The sequence below is a fragment of the Paenarthrobacter sp. YAF11_1 genome, from assembly GCF_052113445.1.
Lineage (GTDB): Bacteria > Actinomycetota > Actinomycetes > Actinomycetales > Micrococcaceae > Arthrobacter.
This window is the reverse complement of record NZ_JBFRDF010000022.1, coordinates 14,626-32,581: the sequence shown is the minus strand read 5'-3', so window position 1 is coordinate 32,581 and position 17,956 is coordinate 14,626. Positions and strand designations below refer to the sequence as shown.

The window sequence follows — 17,956 nt, the reverse complement described above, 5'->3', positions numbered from 1 at the left end:
TGGGAATCAGTGTCCTTTCGGTGGGCCACCGTGAGACCGGCCGGCCGTTTCTTCCAGCCTCTCTGGCTGACAAGAACTACTCTGCCGGGGCTGGATCAAGAACAAATCCTGCAAACCCGCAACACTTCCTCAGGAAAACCTCAAGACTCTTGCACGGCCCGAGCCCAGGTCCCAGGTGCCCTCGATGACCGCTTGAGAACGTTATTGTCAGTTTGACGATAACTCTGGTAGTGTCATTCTTGTCAGGTTGATAATAACGAATGGAAGAACGACGATGATTGCACTGCTCGATTGGATGAATTCCGCAGCAATCCCCAACCTCTTCGGCAGTCCCGTGAGTTGGATCGAAGTCATCGGCTTCGTCACAGGTGCTGCCTGTGTTTATGGCGTAGCCCGGCAGAAGCTCTGGAACTGGCCTGTCGGCATCCTGAACAATCTTGCGTTCATCGTGTTGTTTCTCGGAGCCGGCCTTTACGGGGAAACCGTTCTGCAAGTGATCTTCGCGGCTGTTGCCGTCTATGGGTGGTTCAACTGGGTGCGGGGCAGCGCCGACACCGACAATAAGAACGACCTGCGGATCCGCGACGCCGCCGCCAAGGAGATCCTCCTTGGCATCGCCGTCACCATGGCCGGCACTGCAGCTGTGGCGCTGGTCCTCACCCACGGAACCGACTCCCAGGTTCCTTGGCCGGACGCCTTCGTGCTGACCGCCTCACTCGTAGCGACATACGGGCAGGCCAAGAAGATCTTCCAACACTGGTATGTATGGATTCTCATCGATGTGGTCTCCATCCCGCTCTACTTCAGCCGCGGTCTGGCACTGACAGCCATCCTCTACGTCGGGTTCCTTGCCCTCTGCATCTACGGTCTCTTCGACTGGAAACGTGCCCGCAGCAGTGAAACACCGGTCATCCCCGAAGCCATCAAGACAGGAGCATGACATGTACAAGCAAGCCATGGTCATCGGCAAGTTCTACCCGCCGCACGCAGGCCACACCCACCTGATCACCACTGCCGCAGCGCAGGCCGAAAGGGTCGCCGTCCTGGTCCTGGGTAACCGCTTTGAGTCCATCACCGTTGAAGACAGGGCTACCTGGCTTGCTGATGAATTTGATGGCGTCGAAGGCGTGAAGGTTATCGGAATGCGCAACGACTGCCCTGAGGATTACCACTCAGACGAAATCTGGAAGGCCCAGACTGAGCTGATGCGTCTGGCGCTGAAGTCCCACGGCGTAACCTCAGTCGATGCCGTGTTCAGCTCCGAAGAATATGGCGTCCAGTTGGCCCAGGCCTTTGACGCAGAACACGTCGTCGTGGATTTGTCCCGGAGTACCTACCCCATCAGCGGCACCCTTTGCCGTGATGACCTCGGGGCGGCCTGGCCCTGCATCATCGCACCCGCCCGTCAGGAGATGGCAACGCGCATCATTGTGGTTGGCGCCGAGTCCACGGGGACCACCACCCTGACCAAGGCGCTAACCGGGCATTACCGGACGCGGTTCCCCCGGCTCGCGGACGTCCCCGAATTTGGCCGCGAATACACCTACACGAAGTTCGACGAGCTCCGCGCGCGGACCCCGGACGCCAAACTTCAGGACATGGTGTGGACAGCGCAGGACTTCGGCCGGATCGGCGCGCGACAGACCGATATGGAAAATGCGGCAGCTGACGCCTGTCCCTTGGTGATTGCTGACACCGACGCCTTGGCGACCACGCTCTGGGAGCGGTTCTACCTGGGAGAAGGGAGCTTCGGTTCGTACCACGCTGCCGACGTTCTGCCTCGGCGTGATGTGTACCTGATCACCGATCACGAGGGCGTGGAGTTCGAAGACGATGGCTGGCGTGAAGGCGAACACCGGCGTGCTGAAATGACTGAGTGGTTTATGGAGACCCTGACTGAGGAAGGGCACTCCTGGATCCTGGTCACGGGCGACCACGAGAGACGCATGAAAACCGCCGTCGAGATCATCGACCTGATCCTTGCCCAGCGGAGCAGTCTTACTTCACCGCCCTGGGCGACCAGAACCGTTCTGGAAGGAGCAACGGCATGACACCCGAAACGAATTCCGCAAAGAAGTTTCTGGACAGCTACGACCCCCGGGACTATCCCGCCATAGCCCTGACGGTGGATCTGGTGGTCTTTGCCGTAGCCGGAGGGATGCTGAAAGTCGCTTTGGTCCGGCGGGCAGAGCATCCCTTCAAGGATGGGCTTGCCCTGCCAGGAGGCTTTGTCGGCGCAGAGGAATCAGCCAGTCAAGCAGCAGGGCGTGAACTCGCTGAAGAAACGGGTTTGGACCTCGGCAGGCTGCCGGTTCATATCGAGCAGCTGGCTACCTACACCAGCCCGGATCGGGATCCCCGGATGCGGGTCGTCTCCGTGGCCCATCTGGCACTCTTGGCTTCCAACGGGATCTCACTTCCTAGGATCGCCGCCGGGTCCGATGCTGCCTCTGCTGGTTGGTATGCCGTCCATGAGATTCTGCGAAGCAAAGAGCTGGCGTTTGATCACGGCGCTATCCTGGGCGACGGATTGGCGCGGCTGGCAGGGAAAATGGAATACACCACCGTCGCTGCCCGACTTCTGCCGGAGGAGTTCACGCTGACGCAGCTTCGCACCGTCTACGACGCCGTGTGGGAAACAACTCTTGCCGCGGGCAACTTCACCCGCAAGATGATGCCCCAGTTGACTGACACCGGCCGGAAGACCCGCGGAGCTGCCGGCGGTGCCCCGGCTGCGCTGTTCACCGCCACGGACCGGCATATCCATCCGCCGCTCGCGAAGCCTTGATGCCCTGGGTTTAGGCTGTACCTGTGAATCAACCGCTGGACGAAGGACCGTTCTTTCACGGAACAAAAGCCGATCTTCGGGAAGGTGATCTCCTGAGCGCAGGCTTCAGGTCAAACTACCGTCCCGAAGTCGTGATGAATCACATCTATTTCACCGCTCTTCGCGATGGTGCTGGACTCGCTGCGGAACTCGCGGCCGGTGACGGCGAACCACGTGTGTACGCGGTGGAGCCAACGGGGGCATTCGAGAACGACCCCAACGTGACCGACAAGAAGTTCCCCGGCAACCCCACCCGGTCATACCGCAGCAGCGACCCGCTCAGGGTCATGGGTGAAGTCACCGACTGGACACGACTGGCACCCGGGGAACTGCAGGAGTGGAAGGAACGTTTGGCCGTACTCCTTGCGGATCAGCGCGGCGAAATCATCAACTGAGACGGCCTTACTTGGCGCTTTTCTTGCCTCGTCTTACCCTGCGGACAACGAGCCATGCAATGAAGGCGGCAAGCCCTGCATACACGGCGTAGTTGAGGAATCGTGAGTACTGGTCAACCAAGTGGTATTGCTTGCCGAGCAGCGCGCCCAAGCCGATGAGCAGCGCATTCCACACACCCGTGCCGGCGATGGTGAAGAGGCTGAAGGTCATCAGGTTCATGCGTTCGGCGCCCGCCGGGAGGGAGATGAGGCTGCGTACCCCTGGCAACAGCCTGCCGAAGAAGATCGCGGATTTGCCGTGCCGTTCGAACCATCCTGCGGCTTTCTCGAAATCCTCCCGATCAACCAGCGGGAGTTTCGACAACAGGTGAATGGACCGTTTCAGGCCTACTTTGTACCCCAGCCAGTACAACAGCAGGGCTCCCACATAGGCACCCAGGGTGCTGGTGAGGAACACCAAGAGCAGGTTGATGCTGCCCTGCTGGGTGAGGAAGCCTGCCAATGGGAGGATGACTTCGCTGGGAATCGGTGGGAATACCGTTTCAAGAAGCGTCAGCAAGCCCACACCCCATTCGCCGAGGGCCTCGATTACTTGGGCGGCGACGCCAACGAGCCCGGTCAGCTCGTCGGTGGAACCGCCCGCTTCCAGAGAGCCGATCAAAGCGATGTCCTTCCCAGAGCTGTCAGGTTCACAAGGGAAGCCCAGTGATGGGGGACCACTGGGCTTCCACCCTCAACGCTATTCCCATGAGCGCCTGCGGGCAATGCGCACGGGGTACGACTTCGATTGTGCCGGGATCAAGCCCGCCGCTGAGCCGGTGAATGCACTGCTACGGACGAACGCTCAACCGGCGGGCAGGGGATCTTCACAGCTGAATCAAGGGGAGCAGCATCCAGGCCCAGGAGCATGCGCACGCCGGCTGCGCCGAGTTCGTAATGAGGCAGTGACACTGTGGAGAGCGGCGGGCGCAGGTGGGCAGCGATGACTTCCTGGTTGTCGAAACCCACCACAGCAATGTCCTCCGGGATGGACAGCCCATTTTCCCGCAGGCCATCGTAGAGTCCCATGGCCATGCGGTCGTTGTAGCAGTACACGGCACTCACCCCAAGCGTGAGCAGGCTTTCCGTGGCGCCGTAGCCGCCTTCCTGATCAGGGTAGGCTTCCAGCACCAGCGCCGGATCAAAGGCAATTCCGGCGGCATCGAGCGCGTCCTTGTACCCCTGGAGCCGGCCATCCCTGGCAGGTGCGGGGGTGGTGGCGTTGATAAAGGCGATGCGACGGTGGCCACCGCGGAGCAGGATCTCGGTTGCCGATTGTCCGCCCTGGGTCTCGTCGGGGACCACGGCGCGGGCCGCTCCGGCTTGTGGTGAAAAACAGTTGACCAGGACGAAGTCCGATTCCCGAAGGGTTTCGGGGATGTCCGTAGGTCGGTGGAACCAGGTGGAGTACAGGATGCCGCGTACTTTGTATTCGAGCATCATGGCGATTGCGTCTTTTTCCAGCTCCTGGTTGCCTTCGGTGTTCGCGATCAGCAGGGCGTAGCCATGTTTCCAGGCTTCGTCTTGGGCGCCGTGGATGATTTGGCCGGCGAACGGCGTAGTGGCTACGCCGTCGGCTACCAACCCGATGAATTTGGAGGTGCCGCTTACCAACGTTTTGGCCATGGCGTTGGGACGGTAACCCAGTTGGGTGATCGCTTGGGTGACGCGTTGGCGGGTTTCGTCGGCGATCCGGGCGTTCTTCTTCTTGTTGATCACCAGGGAGACCGTGGCAGTGGATACTCCGGCCAGTTCAGCCACTTCGCGGAGGGTCACCGGATGGGCGCGGCCCGTTCTGACAGGAACGGCGGGGGTGGCCGCGTTGCCTGACTCTCTCTTCTGCGAAATCATCTGTCCTCCTTCAGGAGTATAACCGTCGGCCATAGCGGTCATCCCTTGTTCGCTCCGCTCTCGAGGCCTTGAATCATGGCCTTGTTGAGGACCAGAAATACCAGCAGCAGCGGTGTGATGGTCACGCAGACGGCGGCGAAGGTTGCCGTCCAGTCGACCTTGCCCATGGCGCCGATGTAGTTCTGCAAGCCCAAGGGGATGGTCTTGAGGTCTTCTGAGAGAACAAAGGTGTTGGCGAAGATGAAATCGTTCCAGATGAAGATGCTGTTGACCAGGACCACGGTGACTACGGTGTTGAGGGAGAGCGGCAGCGTGATCAGCCCGAAGATCCGGTAGGGTCCGGCCCCATCCAGGGATGCTGCCTCGTAGGTTTCCCGCGGAATGTACTCGAAGAAGGACGAGAAGAGGTAGATGGACATCGGCAGCGCGAAGCCGGCCAGGGGGATGATCATCGACTGGTAGGTGTCCAGCAGGTTCACCGCGGAGTAGTCGATGAACAGTGGGACCAGTGCGATTTGGACGGGAACAATGATGCCGATGAGGAACAGGCCCCGGACGAACTTGCTGAGGCGGAAGCCAAGGACCTGGATGGCGTAGGCGGCCATCATGCCCAGCAGGACGATCAGAATGTTAGCGCCCATGGTGACGATGAAACTGTTCAGGATGTTCCGTCCCAAATCGCCGGTTTCAAAGGCGCGGGCATAGTTTTCCCACGTCAACGAGCTGGGAAGCCCGAACGGATCGCCGGTGGCAAAGTCGTGTTCGGTCCGCAGGCTGGTCACGAACAGCCAGGCGAGTGGGTACACCTGGACGATCACGATGAGCATGATCAGGACCCTCGAGAGCGTCCGGTACAAGCTGGGCTTCCGACGGCGGCGCAGAGGGGAGGGAGAAGGAACCCGGGCACGGGTCGGCTGGGCCGGGGCTGTCTGGGTGATCATGAATCTGCCTTCCGCTTGAGCATGAACAAGATGAGGCCGACGGCGACGAGGCACTCGATCACGATGAAGACGGCGATGGTACTTGCGTAGCCAAAATCCGTGCTGGTGAAGGCTGTCTTGTACATATAGGTGGTGAGGAGCTCGGAGGATTGTCCCGGGCCGCCGTTGGTCATGAGGTACGGGATATCAAAACCGCGCAGGCCGTACGTGGTGGCCATGATGGTGGTGGTAATCCAGACGGGCCGAATGTAGGGGAAGCGGATCTTGGTGAAGAGCGTCCACTTCGATGCACCGTCCAGGACCGCTGCTTCTTCGAGTTCCTTGGGCACGGCGATCAGTGCCGCGTAAATGATGAGCATGTAGAGCCCGGTGAACCGCCACCCTTCAGGGGCGGAGACTGCGGCCAGGACAGTGTTGACGTCGGACAACCAGGCCCGCTCCAGGGAACCGAGTCCTACCCAGTGCAGGAGCTGATTCAGCAGGCCGACAGGATCAATGGAGTAGATGCGGACGAAAAGGAACGCAATGGCGACCGTGGAGATCACTGCGGGCAGCAAGTACAGGGTTTTGATCAGTTCACGTCCCCTGCGCAGGGACGTGAGCAGGCTGGCGACGACCAAGGCACCGCCCAGTTGCAGGACCAGGCAGATGGCCAGGTAGACCAGGGCGTTGAAGAAGGAACGCCAGAAGATGTCATCAGCCGTGAGCATGCGGACGTAGTTGGCCAGCCCGACGAACTCCATGTCACTGATGCCGTTCCAGGAGAAGAAGCTTAGGAACAGTGACTGAAGTATGGGGAAGAGGACTGCTGCGCAGTAGAGCAGCAGGGGTGGGAGCAGGAAAACCAGGACTGAGGTCCTTGACCTGTTGGGAAGCATGATGGGCCTTTCGGGCGGGGCCTTACCGGCCCCCGCCGCTTCGGTTTACTTGAAGAACTTGGGCGCGTTCTGCTTGATGGCGTCGTCCATGGTCTTGGTGAATTGTTCGGGCGTGATGTTGCCCTGGACCAGGAGGACCAGCTCTTGCTGCAGGCGGCCGTTGGTGGTGGGGTCCAGCTGGGTGTCCCACGGCATGGCCTGCTTTTCCCCGAGGGTGTTGGCCGTTTCGAGGGCCTTTTTGTACAGCGGCGTAGCGTTCGCGGGGACGGTGGTTTCCACGGTGGTGGTCGGGGAGAGCGCCCCGGTGGCAGCGTACTCAGCCGGGTACTTCTCCAAGGCGAACTTCAGGAAGTCGCTGACCAGGGGATCGTAGGTTTTCGAGTTCACTGCCATGCCGATGCCGGAGGGGGAAACGAACTCGTTGGCCGCCGTCACGGAACCCGTGGTTGTGGGAAGGGTGAAGAAGTCGATGTCATCCCGGACGTCAGGGTTGAGTTTGTCGGTGGCAAGGCTTGGCAGTTCCCACGTGCCGATGTTGTACATCGCGGCTTGGCCGGAAGTGAACTGGTTCTGCGCGTCCGAGTAGCCCTGGGCGGAGAAGCCCTCTTGGAAGCACTCGGCTTTGCCAAGTTCGGCCATCCATTGAACGGTCTTCTGGCCCGCAGGATCGCTGAACGAAGCTTCACCCTTCTTCAGTTTCTGGACGAAGTCCGGTCCGGCAGCCCGGAACGGCTGGTACGCGACATAGCGTTCCAGCGGCCATTGGTCCTGCCCGTCGATGGCGATCGGCGTGATTCCTGCGTTGCGCAGGGCCGTGCACATCGCCGGGATGTCGTCCAAGGACTGAGGGACAGCCACTCCGGCCTTTTGGAGCAAGGCCTTGTTGTACCAGATGAATTCCAACTCGAACTGGAACGGGATCATGTACAGGGATCCGTCATCGAAGCGCTGGTAGTCCAGGGCCCCGGGCCGGTAGTCGTCATAGAGGTCCAGCGACTTCAGCAGCTTGTCGGCCTCCACCATTTTGCCCTGCTTTGCCAGTTGCTGGGCGAACGGGGTGGCGTCCGTGTCAAACAACTCGGGGAGTTTGTTGGCTGCGGCCAGGGTCTCAAGCTTTTGGATGTAGGAGGGGCGGTCCGGGGTGGTGATGAGGTTCAGGGCAAACCCCGGGTGGTCCTTGGCGTAGTCGTCGGCGAGCTTCTTCATGATGTTGATGACGGCGCCATCGGCAGGCCTGGAGAGGAGCCACGAGATTTCGCGGGGCTTGATCTCGCCGGTGGGGCTGACGTTGGCGGGGTCGCTGGTGCCTCCAGCGCCGCCGCAGGCCGTCAAAGCCAGGGCAGCGACGGCTGCGACGGCGGCAGCACGGAATAGTTTCTTCATTGCGGCAATCTCCCTTGATTGGAACAGAGGTTGGGGTGGGGTGCGGGATATTCAGTTGTCGGTACGTTGGCGTATGTCAAGTTCGGTGACAGCGACGGATCCTTCGCCGGCGAAGACGCCGATCCGCCCGGTAGTGAGGTCGTACATCCTGGCGCTGAGCGCCACTTGACGGTCGACGACGGCGACGCAAATGTCGCCGTCGACGACGACCTCAAGCGTGTGCACGCCGGGGGTGAGGTCGCAGGGCCGCTCAAGTTCGACGTCGAACGGGACGTCGCCGGAAACGTGCCACTGCGCATCGCCGGTGATGGCGCGCGGCCAGCGGTCGAAGACGAGCCGGCCACGCTTGGGTTCCAGGCGGAGGACGTAGGAATGGTCGCCGTCGTGGCTTGAGCGGAGCAGCAACCCGCACTCGGTGGTGTTCGCAGCGATGTCCAGCTCCACCTTGGCGTAAAACTGCTCGGGCAACTCCTGGTCGGACACCAAGGCGGTGTAGCCGTCGGGCACATCGAGCCGGGCAGGCAACGCACCGGTCAGCGACACCGGGACGTCATCCCAGAAGCTCTCTACCAGCTCATCGGCAAAGGAGAATCCGAGGGTTCCGTCCGGGTTTTGGCGGGCTTCCAGCACGGACATGGTGCCGGCCCACTGCCATGGCCCATGATCGGTGTTGCCTTCCTTGGTGGCAATCCAGCCAAAGAAGAACCGGCGACCGTCGCGCTCGGCGGACTTTGAGGCGTAAAAGGCGCGGCCGTCGATGCTGTCCAGGTCCGGCACCGTCCATGGGCCGTCGGGGCTCTTGGCCATGCGGTAACGGGTGGTGAACGATTCCGAGAACTCGGAGTACACCATGTACCACCAGTCACCCCAGACGAAGACATCCGGGCATTCGTGGGTAATGTACCGGCGTGGGTCCCAGAACGGTTCGGTGTGCTGCCAGGTCATCAGGTCAGTGGACACGCACTGGGCTATCACGCCGCGGCGGCGTTCCGGACCGGTGGAGTGCCGGGCGGCCAGCAGCATCCTCCACTGCGACTTGCTGTCATCCCAGAACACGAAGGGATCTCGCCAGTCACCGGACTCGTAACCGTCCGGAGCGCCGAAAGTCAGTTCCGGATGCTTTTGCCAGGTCCGCATGCCGTCGGTGCTGGTGGCGTGCATGACCAACTGGAGGGGTGCGCCGTCGGCCCCGACGTTCCGGGGGTTTTGACCGGTGTAGAAAAGGTGGTGGACGCCGGACCCGTCCACCACGACGCTGCCTGTGTAGGCGTTGAAGTCCAGGTCGGCTTCGCTTCCGTGCTGCAGGGCGACGCCGTGGTTTTCACATTGCGTGAGGTCCTTGGTGGTGACGAGGTTCCAGGAGGTTCCAGGCTTGGGGTCCGAGCGGTCTTCGTGAAGGTAGAAGAGCCAGAACTCCCCGTCCTTCTCGAAAGGAATCAGGTCCCCAACCCATCCGTCGGAGGGTTGGAAGAAGGCTGAGTGTTTCATCGGCAGTGATGTCCATTCTGCTAAAGCGTTTGATCACTCGTAAGTTAGCGTGAAATATCGCGGCGATCAAGCGTTTTAGCATTTTTTGTTTTCCGCCAAAATTATGGTGCTAAAACGCTTGACCGGCGAAACGACCGCCGCTAATGTCCTGCGTAGCCGATGACTCACCGGACCGCTCGATGCTGAGCCGTCCGAACCCGGCCATGAGTACCTCCTACGACGTGCAGTACCAGGCTGCCCGGGACCCTACCCGACGGCCCCGCACGTTCATCACCATGACGTTTGGCAGGTCGTCGCGCCCGCCAAACACTGAGAGGAAACGAATCAATGACGTATGACATCTCTCGCCGCACCGCCCTGCAAGGTACAGGAGTTGGTGCCTTGGCACTGTTCATGAGCAGCGCCATCCCCGTGGCGGCCCACGCCCAGGCGTCCCTCCGGGCGATCTACCACATGACTCCGCCCTCAGGTTGGCTGTGTGATCCGCAGCGTCCCGTTCATACCAACGGCGCCTACCAGCTCTACTATCTTCACTCCGGCCAGAACAACGGACCGGGTGGATGGGACCACGCGACTACCGGCGACGGAGTGTCGTACACCCACCACGGCGTGGTGATGCCACTGCAGCCGGACTTCCCGGTGTGGTCGGGATCGGCCGTAGTGGACACCGCCAACACGGCCGGCTTCGGGGCGGGCGCTGTGATCGCGCTCGCCACCCAGCCCACGGATGGCATCCGGAAATTCCAGGAACAGTACCTTTACTGGTCTACGGATGGCGGCTACACCTTTACCGCATTGCCTGACGCAGTCATTGTGAACACTGACGGACGGACGGCCACCACCCCCGCCGAGGTGGAGAACGCAGAATGGTTCCGCGACCCCAAGATTCACTGGGACGCGACGCGCAACGAGTGGGTCTGTGTCATCGGCAGGGCCCGCTACGCTGCCTTCTACACCTCTCCCAACCTGCGCGATTGGCAATGGAAGTCCAACTTCGACTTCCCCAACCACGCCCTCGGCGGCATCGAATGCCCGGATCTGTTCGAGATGACCGCCGGAGACGGCACCCGGCATTGGGTGTTCGGGGCGAGCATGGACGCCTACAGCATTGGCCTGCCCATGACCTTTGCCTACTGGACAGGTTCATGGAACGGTACAGCGTTCATCGCGGACAACCTCACACCGCAGTGGCTTGACTGGGGATGGGACTGGTACGCCGCCGTGACCTGGCCGGCCGTGGAAGCACCTGAGACCAAGCGCCTTGCCACCGCGTGGATGAACAACTGGAAATACGCGGCCCGCGATGTGCCCACGGACGCATCCGATGGTTACAACGGACAGAATTCCATCACGCGCGAGCTCAGGCTTGAGCGCCAATCGGGTGGCTGGTACACCTTGCTCAGCACGCCCGTTCCGGCGCTTTCGAACTATGTCACGTCCAGCACCACCCTTCCGGACCGCACGGTCAACGGCAGCTTTGTGCTGCCGTGGAGCGGGCGGGCGTATGAATTGGAGCTCGACATTTCATGGGACACGGCCGCGAACGTTGGAGTGTCAGTGGGCCGCTCGTCGGATGGCAGCCGCCATACGAACATCGGCAAATACGGCGACGAGCTGTACGTCGATCGTGCACCCTCGGACCAGAGCGGCTATGCGCTGGCCCCTTTCACCCGTGCCGCCGCGCCCATCGACGCCAACGCCAGATCCGTACACCTGCGCATCTTTGTCGACACCCAAAGTGTTGAGGTCTTTGTGAATTCCGGGCACTCGGTGGTTTCGCAGCAGGTACATTTCGCTGTCGGGGACACGGGGATCTCCCTCTATGCTGACGGCGGTCCTGCAAACTTCACCGGAATCGCCATCCGCGAGTTCGGGAACCCGATCTAGGGCAGCACCCCAATGCTGGAAAGAACGACGGCGACGCTGCAGCGGGCGGAAGCCTCGCCGTCGTTCTTCCGGTCCGTTGGAGAGTTCGCATCTTGACAACCTACACGCACCCACGACACTGAAGTCATGTATAGGAATTGCCGGGTCTCGGCCCAGTTTTCGATGTCCCTCGACGGCTTCATCGCCCGCTACGATGACACCGTGGGCCCCTTGTTCGACTGGTATGAGGCGGGGGAGGTTGAAACCTGGATGCCGGGACACCCCGTGCCGTTCCACCTCAGCGAAGCCGATGCTGCTTACTGGGACTCGCTTCCGCGCGAGGGGGCGTTCATCTCGGGCCGCAGGCTGTTTGATATCACGAAGGGCTGGGGAGGGCATCCGCCCAACGAATCGCCCACTGTGGTGTTGACGCACCGCGAACCCCCATCGGATTGGCCGCCCACCAGGCGGGACGGCCGGCCCGTACCCTTCGAGTTTGCCGGGGACCTGGAAACGGCACTGGAGCGCGCCGCCGCTCTCGCCGCCGGCGGAGAAATCGGAGTTGCCGGGGCCGACGTCGTGCAGCAGTGCTTAAGGCACGGCGTGGTGGATGAGCTCCGTGTGGACCTGGTTCCGGTGCTGCTCGGAAACGGTATCCCGTGGTTTGGAGCACATGATGGCGACCTCCTGTTTGATGAGCCCGGGATTGTTCCGGGCACCCGGGTGACCCACCTGATCTACCGGGTACACCACGAGGGAGCAGTCAACAGGACGTTATCCACAGCGGGTCAGGCAGCGCACGACGTCGGTCCCCGCCTCCGCTGGGCTGGTCACCACGGCTGATGCAAGTGGCCGCAGGAACCTCTATGCGGAGCCACCTACGAAATGTCTCATGACCTTGCCCTGAGCGCCCTCGCGGCGTCTTCTTTTTCCCTCCCTGAACTGCGTGATGGCCAACTCGCAGGCATGAGCGCCCTTGTTGGGGGCCGGGATGTCCTGGCAGTCATGCCCACCGGGTACGGCAAATCCGCCACCTATCAAGTGGCGGCACTGTACCTGCACCAGCAGACTGGACGTCCCGGCGTCGTGGTGTCTCCTCTCATCGCCCTGCAGGAAGACCAGCTTGACGGGCTCACAGCGGACTTGGGCCACCATGCCGCCGTCGCCATCAATTCCTCCCGCAGYGATTCCGAGGTGGAGGCCGCCTGGCAAGCGGCCGAATCCGGGAAGGCCGCCTTCCTGTTTCTCGCCCCGGAGCAACTGGCCAAGCAGGCGACGGTAGACCGGATCGCCGCGCTGGACATCACCATGTTCGTGGTGGACGAGGCCCATTGCGTGTCCTCCTGGGGCCATGACTTCCGCCCCGACTACCTCGATTTGGGCACCGTCCGCGAACAGCTGGGCAACCCACCTGTAGTGGCGCTGACCGCCACTGCCTCCCCGCCGGTGCGCGAGGAAATCGTGGAACGGCTGGGCATGAAAGACCCGCTGGTCCTGATCCGCGGCTTCGACCGGCCGAACGTCAGCCTCACAGTGGTCCGGCACCAGGAGGACAAAACCAAGCGAAAAGCCGTGCTGGACCACGTTGCCTCCCTGGCCGCGGCTCAAGGGATGGGTTTGCTGTACGTTGCCACCCGCAAGGACAGCGAAAAGTACGCAGCAAAACTGGCGGATGCCGGGCTCCGTGCGGAGGCGTATCACGCGGGCAGATCGGACACTGACCGCGAGACCATCCATGAGTCATTCATGGACGACCAAGTGGACGTAGTAGTGGCCACTACGGCGTTCGGCATGGGCATCGACAAGCCCAACGTGCGGTTTGTAGTGCATGCTGACATTCCGGCGTCTCTGGACTCGTACTACCAGGAGGTTGGCCGGGCTGGGCGGGACGGCGGGCCCGCCGAGGCGATCCTGCACTACCGGGCAGAGGACCTGGGGCTGCGTAAGTTCTTCAGCACCCATTCCCCGGACCCCGATGCGCTCACAGCGGTGCTGAAGGTCATCAAGAATGCGGGCGCTCCTGCCCCGAAGACCGCGTTGGTGGCGCTCACGGGCTTCCCCGCGCGGCGGATCACCGCACTGGTGAACCAGCTGGAAGAAGTGGGTGCCGTCAGCACGGGCAAGCGCGGAACTCGGCTTGATTCGAAAGCCAGGGTGTCCACTCTGGTAGGGCGTGCCGTGGAACGTGCGGAGGCCCGGCAGCGCGTGGAACAGTCGCGGCTCACCATGATGCGCGGCTATGCGGAAACGGACAGTTGCCGCCGCCAGTTCCTGCTCGGTTACTTTGGTGAGGACATGCCGGAGCCATGCGGCAACTGCGACTCGTGCGCTGACAGGCACGACGACGGCACACTGGACCAGGCGCCCGCCCCGGACGCGGGGGAGACGTTTCCCCTGCAGTCCACGGTGGTACACAAGGACTGGGGGCAGGGCCTGGTGATGCGCCACGAAGATGATGTCATCACTGTCCTGTTCGAACAGGAAGGCTACAAAACGCTGTCCCGTTCCGCCGTCGTCGAGCATGGTTTGCTGAAGCCTGTCTAGGTGCCTGCGGCAGCCGCCGGGCGGCTGCTTCAGGACGGGAGCTCCTTCAGGGCTGGAGCTCAGGTGTTGAGCTCCAGCATCAGGGCCGGTAGTTCGTCGGCCAGCTCGCGTGCCAGGAAACCCAGCGGGCCGAGCTTGCTGGCCAAACGGTCCGCCGCCGCAGCGTGAAGGTGGGTTCCCCAACAGGCTGCCTGCGCGTCGCTGGTTCCCCGCGCCCGCAGCCCCGCTACTGCGCCAGTGAGAACGTCACCGCTGCCGGACGTCCCCAACCCGCCATACCCCGTGGTGATTTTCCATAACTTCCCGCCTGCGCCCGACGGCTCGGCAATAACTCCCTGGCAGCTCACCACTGCATCAAACCGATCTGCCACAGCGGCAACGTCGCGTTCGAGGTCCTTCACGTCCCGGCCCAGCAATATGCCGGTCTCCGTCGGATTGGGCGTCAGGATCAGCCGTCCCCGCCACGGTTCGAGTTCGTCCTCGATCCTGCCCAGCACCCCCAGGGCAAAAGCATCAAGCACGACGGCGGGTCCTCCCGCGGTGCCGGCGCCGCCGTCGGATTGTTCCCGCTCCAGCAACGCCCGCAGCAGTGCCTCAGCGAGGTCGAGGTCATCCAGGCCGGGCCCAAGGAGGAGGGCGTCCGCCTTCTCCAGGTAGCCGGCGATGCGGTCCAGGCCCTCGCCGGTCACTGAGCCGTGGGTGTTTTCGGGCAGGCCAACAGCTCCGCATTCAGGCAAGGCCACGCCAATCTGCACCGCAGCGGACTCGGCGACGGCCAGAGTGATCTTCCCTGCCCCGGCACGAAGCGCTGCGGTGCCGGCCAGCAGCGCCGCGCCGGGCGTGGTCCGGGCCCCTCCGATCACCAGCACAGCTCCCCGTGAATACTTGTCCTCACCCGGTGCCGGCAACGGCCAGTCACGCAGCAGCGAGGGCGTCACCAGGATGGTGGCACCGGATTCACTGCGGGTGGACACTGGCGTCCCCTGCATGTTCGGTCACTGCCACTCCCTGCTCAGTCAGATGGTCAGCCACATTGAAGCTCTCCAGTTCCCAGGGGCCTGCGCCCGTAGGACGCACGTAACGGGTGATCGACGCATTCAGCACCGACGTGGTCGCAGCAAGGTCAAGGATTTCGTCCTCGGACATACCCTCCAGGACATAACGGACCAGCAGGATCACGGCATCGTGGCAGACCAGCATCACCCGGTGCCCGGTTCCCAAGGTGTTGAGCTCGTCCAGGATTGACCGCAGGCGGAGTGCGACGTCAGCCCACGATTCCCCACCGGGCGGCCGGTAGTACAGCTTGCCCAGCCATAGCCGCCGCCCGGCTTCGTCCGGGTACCGCGTCTCGACGCCCAAACGCGTCAACCGGTCCAAAATCCCCAGTTCCCGGTCCCTCAGGCGTTCATCGGTGAGGACCTTTACGGGCCATCCGGCAGTCTCCACGGCGATTTCCGCTGTCTGTCTGGCGCGGGCATAGGGGGAGGACACCACGGCATCCGGCCGGAACTCTTCGGCGATCCGGGAGAGTGCCGTTCCCAGTGCTTTCGCCTGCTCCTGGCCCGTGCCGGATAAGTTCACATCGGGATCCCTGGCCGGAACCTCGATAATCTCCGCGCCGGCCAATCGTGCCTCTGTCGCGGCCACGTTGCCTTCGCTTTCACCGTGCCGGATCAGCAGCAACTCCACGGCACCGGCTTCCTGCACCGCGTCCGTCAACCCGTCCTCGTTCACAAAGATCACTCCTCCGCGTGCGTTGCCGAATGCAGAACACTACCCACTGGGTACCCACCAGGACCAGAGAGTAAACGCACGACGGCGAATGCGAACCCCCTTTTGTCCGGACTGTGAGTGAAGTAAGTTGCTCGCATGGAGGACTCATACCAAGTCATCATTGTCGGTGCCGGCTTCGCAGGCGTGGCGGCAGCCAAGGAACTCGGACGCAAGGGTGTGCGGGTCTTGCTGATCGACTCGAACAACTACCACCAGTTCCAGCCGCTCCTCTATCAGGTAGCGACGTCGCAAATTGGCGTGTCAGCCATTGCCCGGCCGCTGCGTTCAGTTTTCCGCCGCTACAAGACGGTGAAAGTCCTGACCGCGAGGGTGGAGTCGGTCAGTGCGGCAGAGCGGCTGGTCACCACCTCGGATGGCCGAACCCTGCGCGCGCGGATTCTGGTGATCGCTGTGGGCGCGGTTCCGAACTTTTTCAATACCCCGGGCGCGGAGGAGTTGGCGTTCCCGCTGTACTCCGTCACGGACGCCACCAGGCTTGGGACCGGGCTGACTCGATTGCTTGACCAAGCCGACAGGAACCTGACGGTTCCGTGGATGTTGTGGTGGTGGGAGGCGGGCCCACTGGCGTGGAGACAGCGGGAGCGATGGCGGAGAACGTCAAATACGTGGTGAGCAAGTATTTCTCCCCGGAGCTCGCAGCACGGTGCCGGGTGCATTTGGTGGATATGGTTCCCAGTGTCCTGAATATGTTCTCTGCCAAGTCCCAGAGTTACGCCACCGAACATTTGAAGAAGGTAGGCGTCCAGCTTCACATGGGAGTGGGCGTCACCGAGGTCCGGCAGGACGGCGTTACCTTGGCGGACGGGAGCTCGGTCCCTGGACAAATCGTGGTGTGGGCCGGCGGCCTGAAAGCGGGAGGCCTTATCGCGGGCTCAGGTCTGGCCCAGGGGAGAGGGGGCCGCGTCGACGTCCATCCGGACCTGACTGCCCCGGACGTGGAAGGCGTCTACGTCATCGGAGATGCAGCCAACATCACCGATTCCACGGGGGCAAAGCTGCCCCAGCTGGGTTCGGTGGCTCAACAGGCTGGTAAGTGGGCTGCCAAGAACATCCTTTCGGACCTCGGCGGAGGCAGCCGGGCACCCTTCCACTATGTGGATAAAGGCTATATGGCGATGGTGGGTCGCGGCGCCGCAGTGGCAGAGCTGGGTCGCAAGCGCCTCCAGTTGCAAGGCATCCTTGCCTTCCTGTCCTGGCTGTTGGTGCACCTGGCGCTGCTGTCCGGGCTACAACAAAAGATCCGTGCCTTGTTCTCCTGGCTCAACGGCTATCTCCTCCACAGCCCCGCGCAAGTGGTGGTGAGCGGGCCCATCGAGAAAGAGCCAACGGAGCAGGATCCACCAGGCCCAAGCCTGTAACATCACACCGCCCATGGTACGAGGCTGTCTCCGTGGGGCGGGAGACCTTGTTGTGCGGCCGAGCTGGGAAGATAGCAGTAGGAATCCCGAAACAAGGAGCAACATCATGACCCTCAAAGAACGCTTGAAAGCCGACGTAGTTGACCACATGAAAGCGGGCAACAAGGTTGCGCTGACACAGTGCGCAACGTGCTGGGCGAGATCACCACCCGCGAAAAGTCAGGTAAGACGCCGGTGGAGCTCGACGACGCGCAGGTCACCTCGCTGCTTCAGAAGGAAGCTGCCAAGCGTCGCGACACGGCCCGGATCTACACGGAAGCCGGCGAAACCGATCGGGCTGCGGCCGAGGTGGCAGAAGCGGAGATCATCGAGGCCTACCTCCCGAAGGCGTTGACCCGCGAAGAAGTGGAAGCCATTGTGGACGAGGCCATCGCTGCGCTGAAGGCAGATGGGCAGGAGCTTTCCATGCGTTCCATCGGAGCCGTGATGAAGCCTGTCACGGCGAAAGTCGCAGGGCGCTTTGATGGCAAGACGGTCAGCGAGATCGTACGCGGCCGCTTGGGCTAACCACGGCGCGGCCGTCGGCCCGCAG

General features: G+C 62.3%; 15 protein-coding genes and 2 pseudogenes. 9 read left to right on the top strand and 8 right to left on the bottom strand.

Going from position 1 to position 17,956, the window contains the following annotated elements:
- Nucleotides 1-274 precede the first annotated feature (274 nt).
- Genes pnuC through arr form a run of 4 tightly spaced genes read left to right on the top strand, consistent with a single transcriptional unit; the run spans nt 275 to nt 3,222 of the window.
- Complete coding sequence (gene pnuC, locus AB4Y77_RS22265) at nt 275-940, top strand: nicotinamide riboside transporter PnuC (RefSeq protein ID WP_311214927.1); 666 nt, start codon at nt 275-277, stop codon at nt 938-940.
- Between the two features lies 1 nt (nt 941).
- Nucleotides 942-2,051 carry an AAA family ATPase gene (locus tag AB4Y77_RS22260; protein ID WP_311214926.1) on the top strand — a complete coding sequence of 370 codons (1,110 nt, stop codon included), beginning with the start codon at nt 942-944 and terminating at the stop codon, nt 2,049-2,051.
- Nucleotides 2,048-2,788 carry an NUDIX hydrolase gene (locus tag AB4Y77_RS22255; RefSeq protein ID WP_311214925.1) on the top strand — a complete coding sequence of 247 codons (741 nt, stop codon included), beginning with the start codon at nt 2,048-2,050 and terminating at the stop codon, nt 2,786-2,788. Before AB4Y77_RS22260 ends, AB4Y77_RS22255 begins: the two co-directional genes overlap by 4 nt.
- A gap of 23 nt (nt 2,789-2,811) precedes the next feature.
- On the top strand, nt 2,812-3,222 hold the full coding sequence (gene arr / locus AB4Y77_RS22250; protein WP_311214924.1) for an NAD(+)--rifampin ADP-ribosyltransferase: 411 nt from the start codon (nt 2,812-2,814) through the stop codon (nt 3,220-3,222).
- Between the two features lie 7 nt (nt 3,223-3,229).
- On the opposite strand, the gene AB4Y77_RS22245 is transcribed toward arr, so the two are convergent.
- The 6 genes from AB4Y77_RS22245 to AB4Y77_RS22220 all read right to left on the bottom strand — a co-directional run bounded on the left by AB4Y77_RS22245 (nt 3,230) and on the right by AB4Y77_RS22220 (nt 9,802).
- A complete protein-coding gene (locus AB4Y77_RS22245; RefSeq protein ID WP_442015378.1) occupies nt 3,230-3,883 on the bottom strand; it encodes a DedA family protein in 654 nt (217 codons plus the stop codon).
- Between the two features lie 137 nt (nt 3,884-4,020).
- Nucleotides 4,021-5,112, bottom strand: coding sequence for a LacI family DNA-binding transcriptional regulator (locus tag AB4Y77_RS22240; RefSeq protein WP_442015377.1), 1,092 nt, complete (start codon nt 5,110-5,112; stop codon nt 4,021-4,023).
- 38 nt (nt 5,113-5,150) lie between these two features.
- Nucleotides 5,151-6,053 (bottom strand): carbohydrate ABC transporter permease, encoded by a 903-nt coding sequence (locus AB4Y77_RS22235; protein ID WP_311214922.1) that lies wholly within the window; start codon nt 6,051-6,053, stop codon nt 5,151-5,153.
- Nucleotides 6,050-6,931, bottom strand: coding sequence for a carbohydrate ABC transporter permease (locus AB4Y77_RS22230; RefSeq protein WP_311214921.1), 882 nt, complete (start codon nt 6,929-6,931; stop codon nt 6,050-6,052). The genes AB4Y77_RS22235 and AB4Y77_RS22230 overlap by 4 nt, the downstream gene beginning before the upstream one ends.
- Nucleotides 6,932-6,976: 45 nt before the next feature.
- Nucleotides 6,977-8,314 (bottom strand): ABC transporter substrate-binding protein, encoded by a 1,338-nt coding sequence (locus AB4Y77_RS22225; RefSeq protein WP_442015376.1) that lies wholly within the window; start codon nt 8,312-8,314, stop codon nt 6,977-6,979.
- Nucleotides 8,315-8,365: 51 nt separating this feature from the next.
- Nucleotides 8,366-9,802, bottom strand: coding sequence for a GH32 C-terminal domain-containing protein (locus AB4Y77_RS22220; protein WP_442015375.1), 1,437 nt, complete (start codon nt 9,800-9,802; stop codon nt 8,366-8,368).
- Nucleotides 9,803-10,129: 327 nt separating this feature from the next.
- Between AB4Y77_RS22220 and AB4Y77_RS22215 the strand changes: the two genes are divergently transcribed.
- The 3 genes from AB4Y77_RS22215 to AB4Y77_RS22205 all read left to right on the top strand — a co-directional run bounded on the left by AB4Y77_RS22215 (nt 10,130) and on the right by AB4Y77_RS22205 (nt 14,212).
- The gene (locus AB4Y77_RS22215) at nt 10,130-11,689 is read left to right on the top strand and encodes a glycoside hydrolase family 32 protein (protein WP_442015374.1); all 1,560 of its coding nucleotides are present in this window, start codon (nt 10,130-10,132) and stop codon (nt 11,687-11,689) included.
- Between the two features lie 126 nt (nt 11,690-11,815).
- Nucleotides 11,816-12,511, top strand: a complete 696-nt coding sequence (locus tag AB4Y77_RS22210; protein ID WP_442015373.1) for a dihydrofolate reductase family protein — start codon at nt 11,816-11,818, stop codon at nt 12,509-12,511.
- Nucleotides 12,512-12,553: 42 nt separating this feature from the next.
- Nucleotides 12,554-14,212 carry a RecQ family ATP-dependent DNA helicase gene (locus AB4Y77_RS22205; RefSeq protein ID WP_442015372.1) on the top strand — a complete coding sequence of 553 codons (1,659 nt, stop codon included), beginning with the start codon at nt 12,554-12,556 and terminating at the stop codon, nt 14,210-14,212.
- Nucleotides 14,213-14,271: 59 nt separating this feature from the next.
- On the opposite strand, the gene AB4Y77_RS22200 is transcribed toward AB4Y77_RS22205, so the two are convergent.
- Nucleotides 14,272-15,186 (bottom strand): NAD(P)H-hydrate dehydratase, encoded by a 915-nt coding sequence (locus AB4Y77_RS22200; RefSeq protein WP_442015371.1) that lies wholly within the window; start codon nt 15,184-15,186, stop codon nt 14,272-14,274.
- Nucleotides 15,170-15,955, bottom strand: a complete 786-nt coding sequence (locus AB4Y77_RS22195) for a histidine phosphatase family protein (protein ID WP_442015370.1) — start codon at nt 15,953-15,955, stop codon at nt 15,170-15,172. The genes AB4Y77_RS22200 and AB4Y77_RS22195 overlap by 17 nt, the downstream gene beginning before the upstream one ends.
- 126 nt (nt 15,956-16,081) lie before the next feature.
- Here AB4Y77_RS22195 and AB4Y77_RS22190 point away from each other — a divergent pair.
- Both AB4Y77_RS22190 and AB4Y77_RS22185 read left to right on the top strand, forming a co-directional pair.
- A pseudogene (locus tag AB4Y77_RS22190) lies at nt 16,082-17,364 on the top strand (NAD(P)/FAD-dependent oxidoreductase).
- A gap of 106 nt (nt 17,365-17,470) precedes the next feature.
- A pseudogene (locus tag AB4Y77_RS22185) lies at nt 17,471-17,931 on the top strand (GatB/YqeY domain-containing protein).
- Nucleotides 17,932-17,956: the final 25 nt, after the last annotated feature.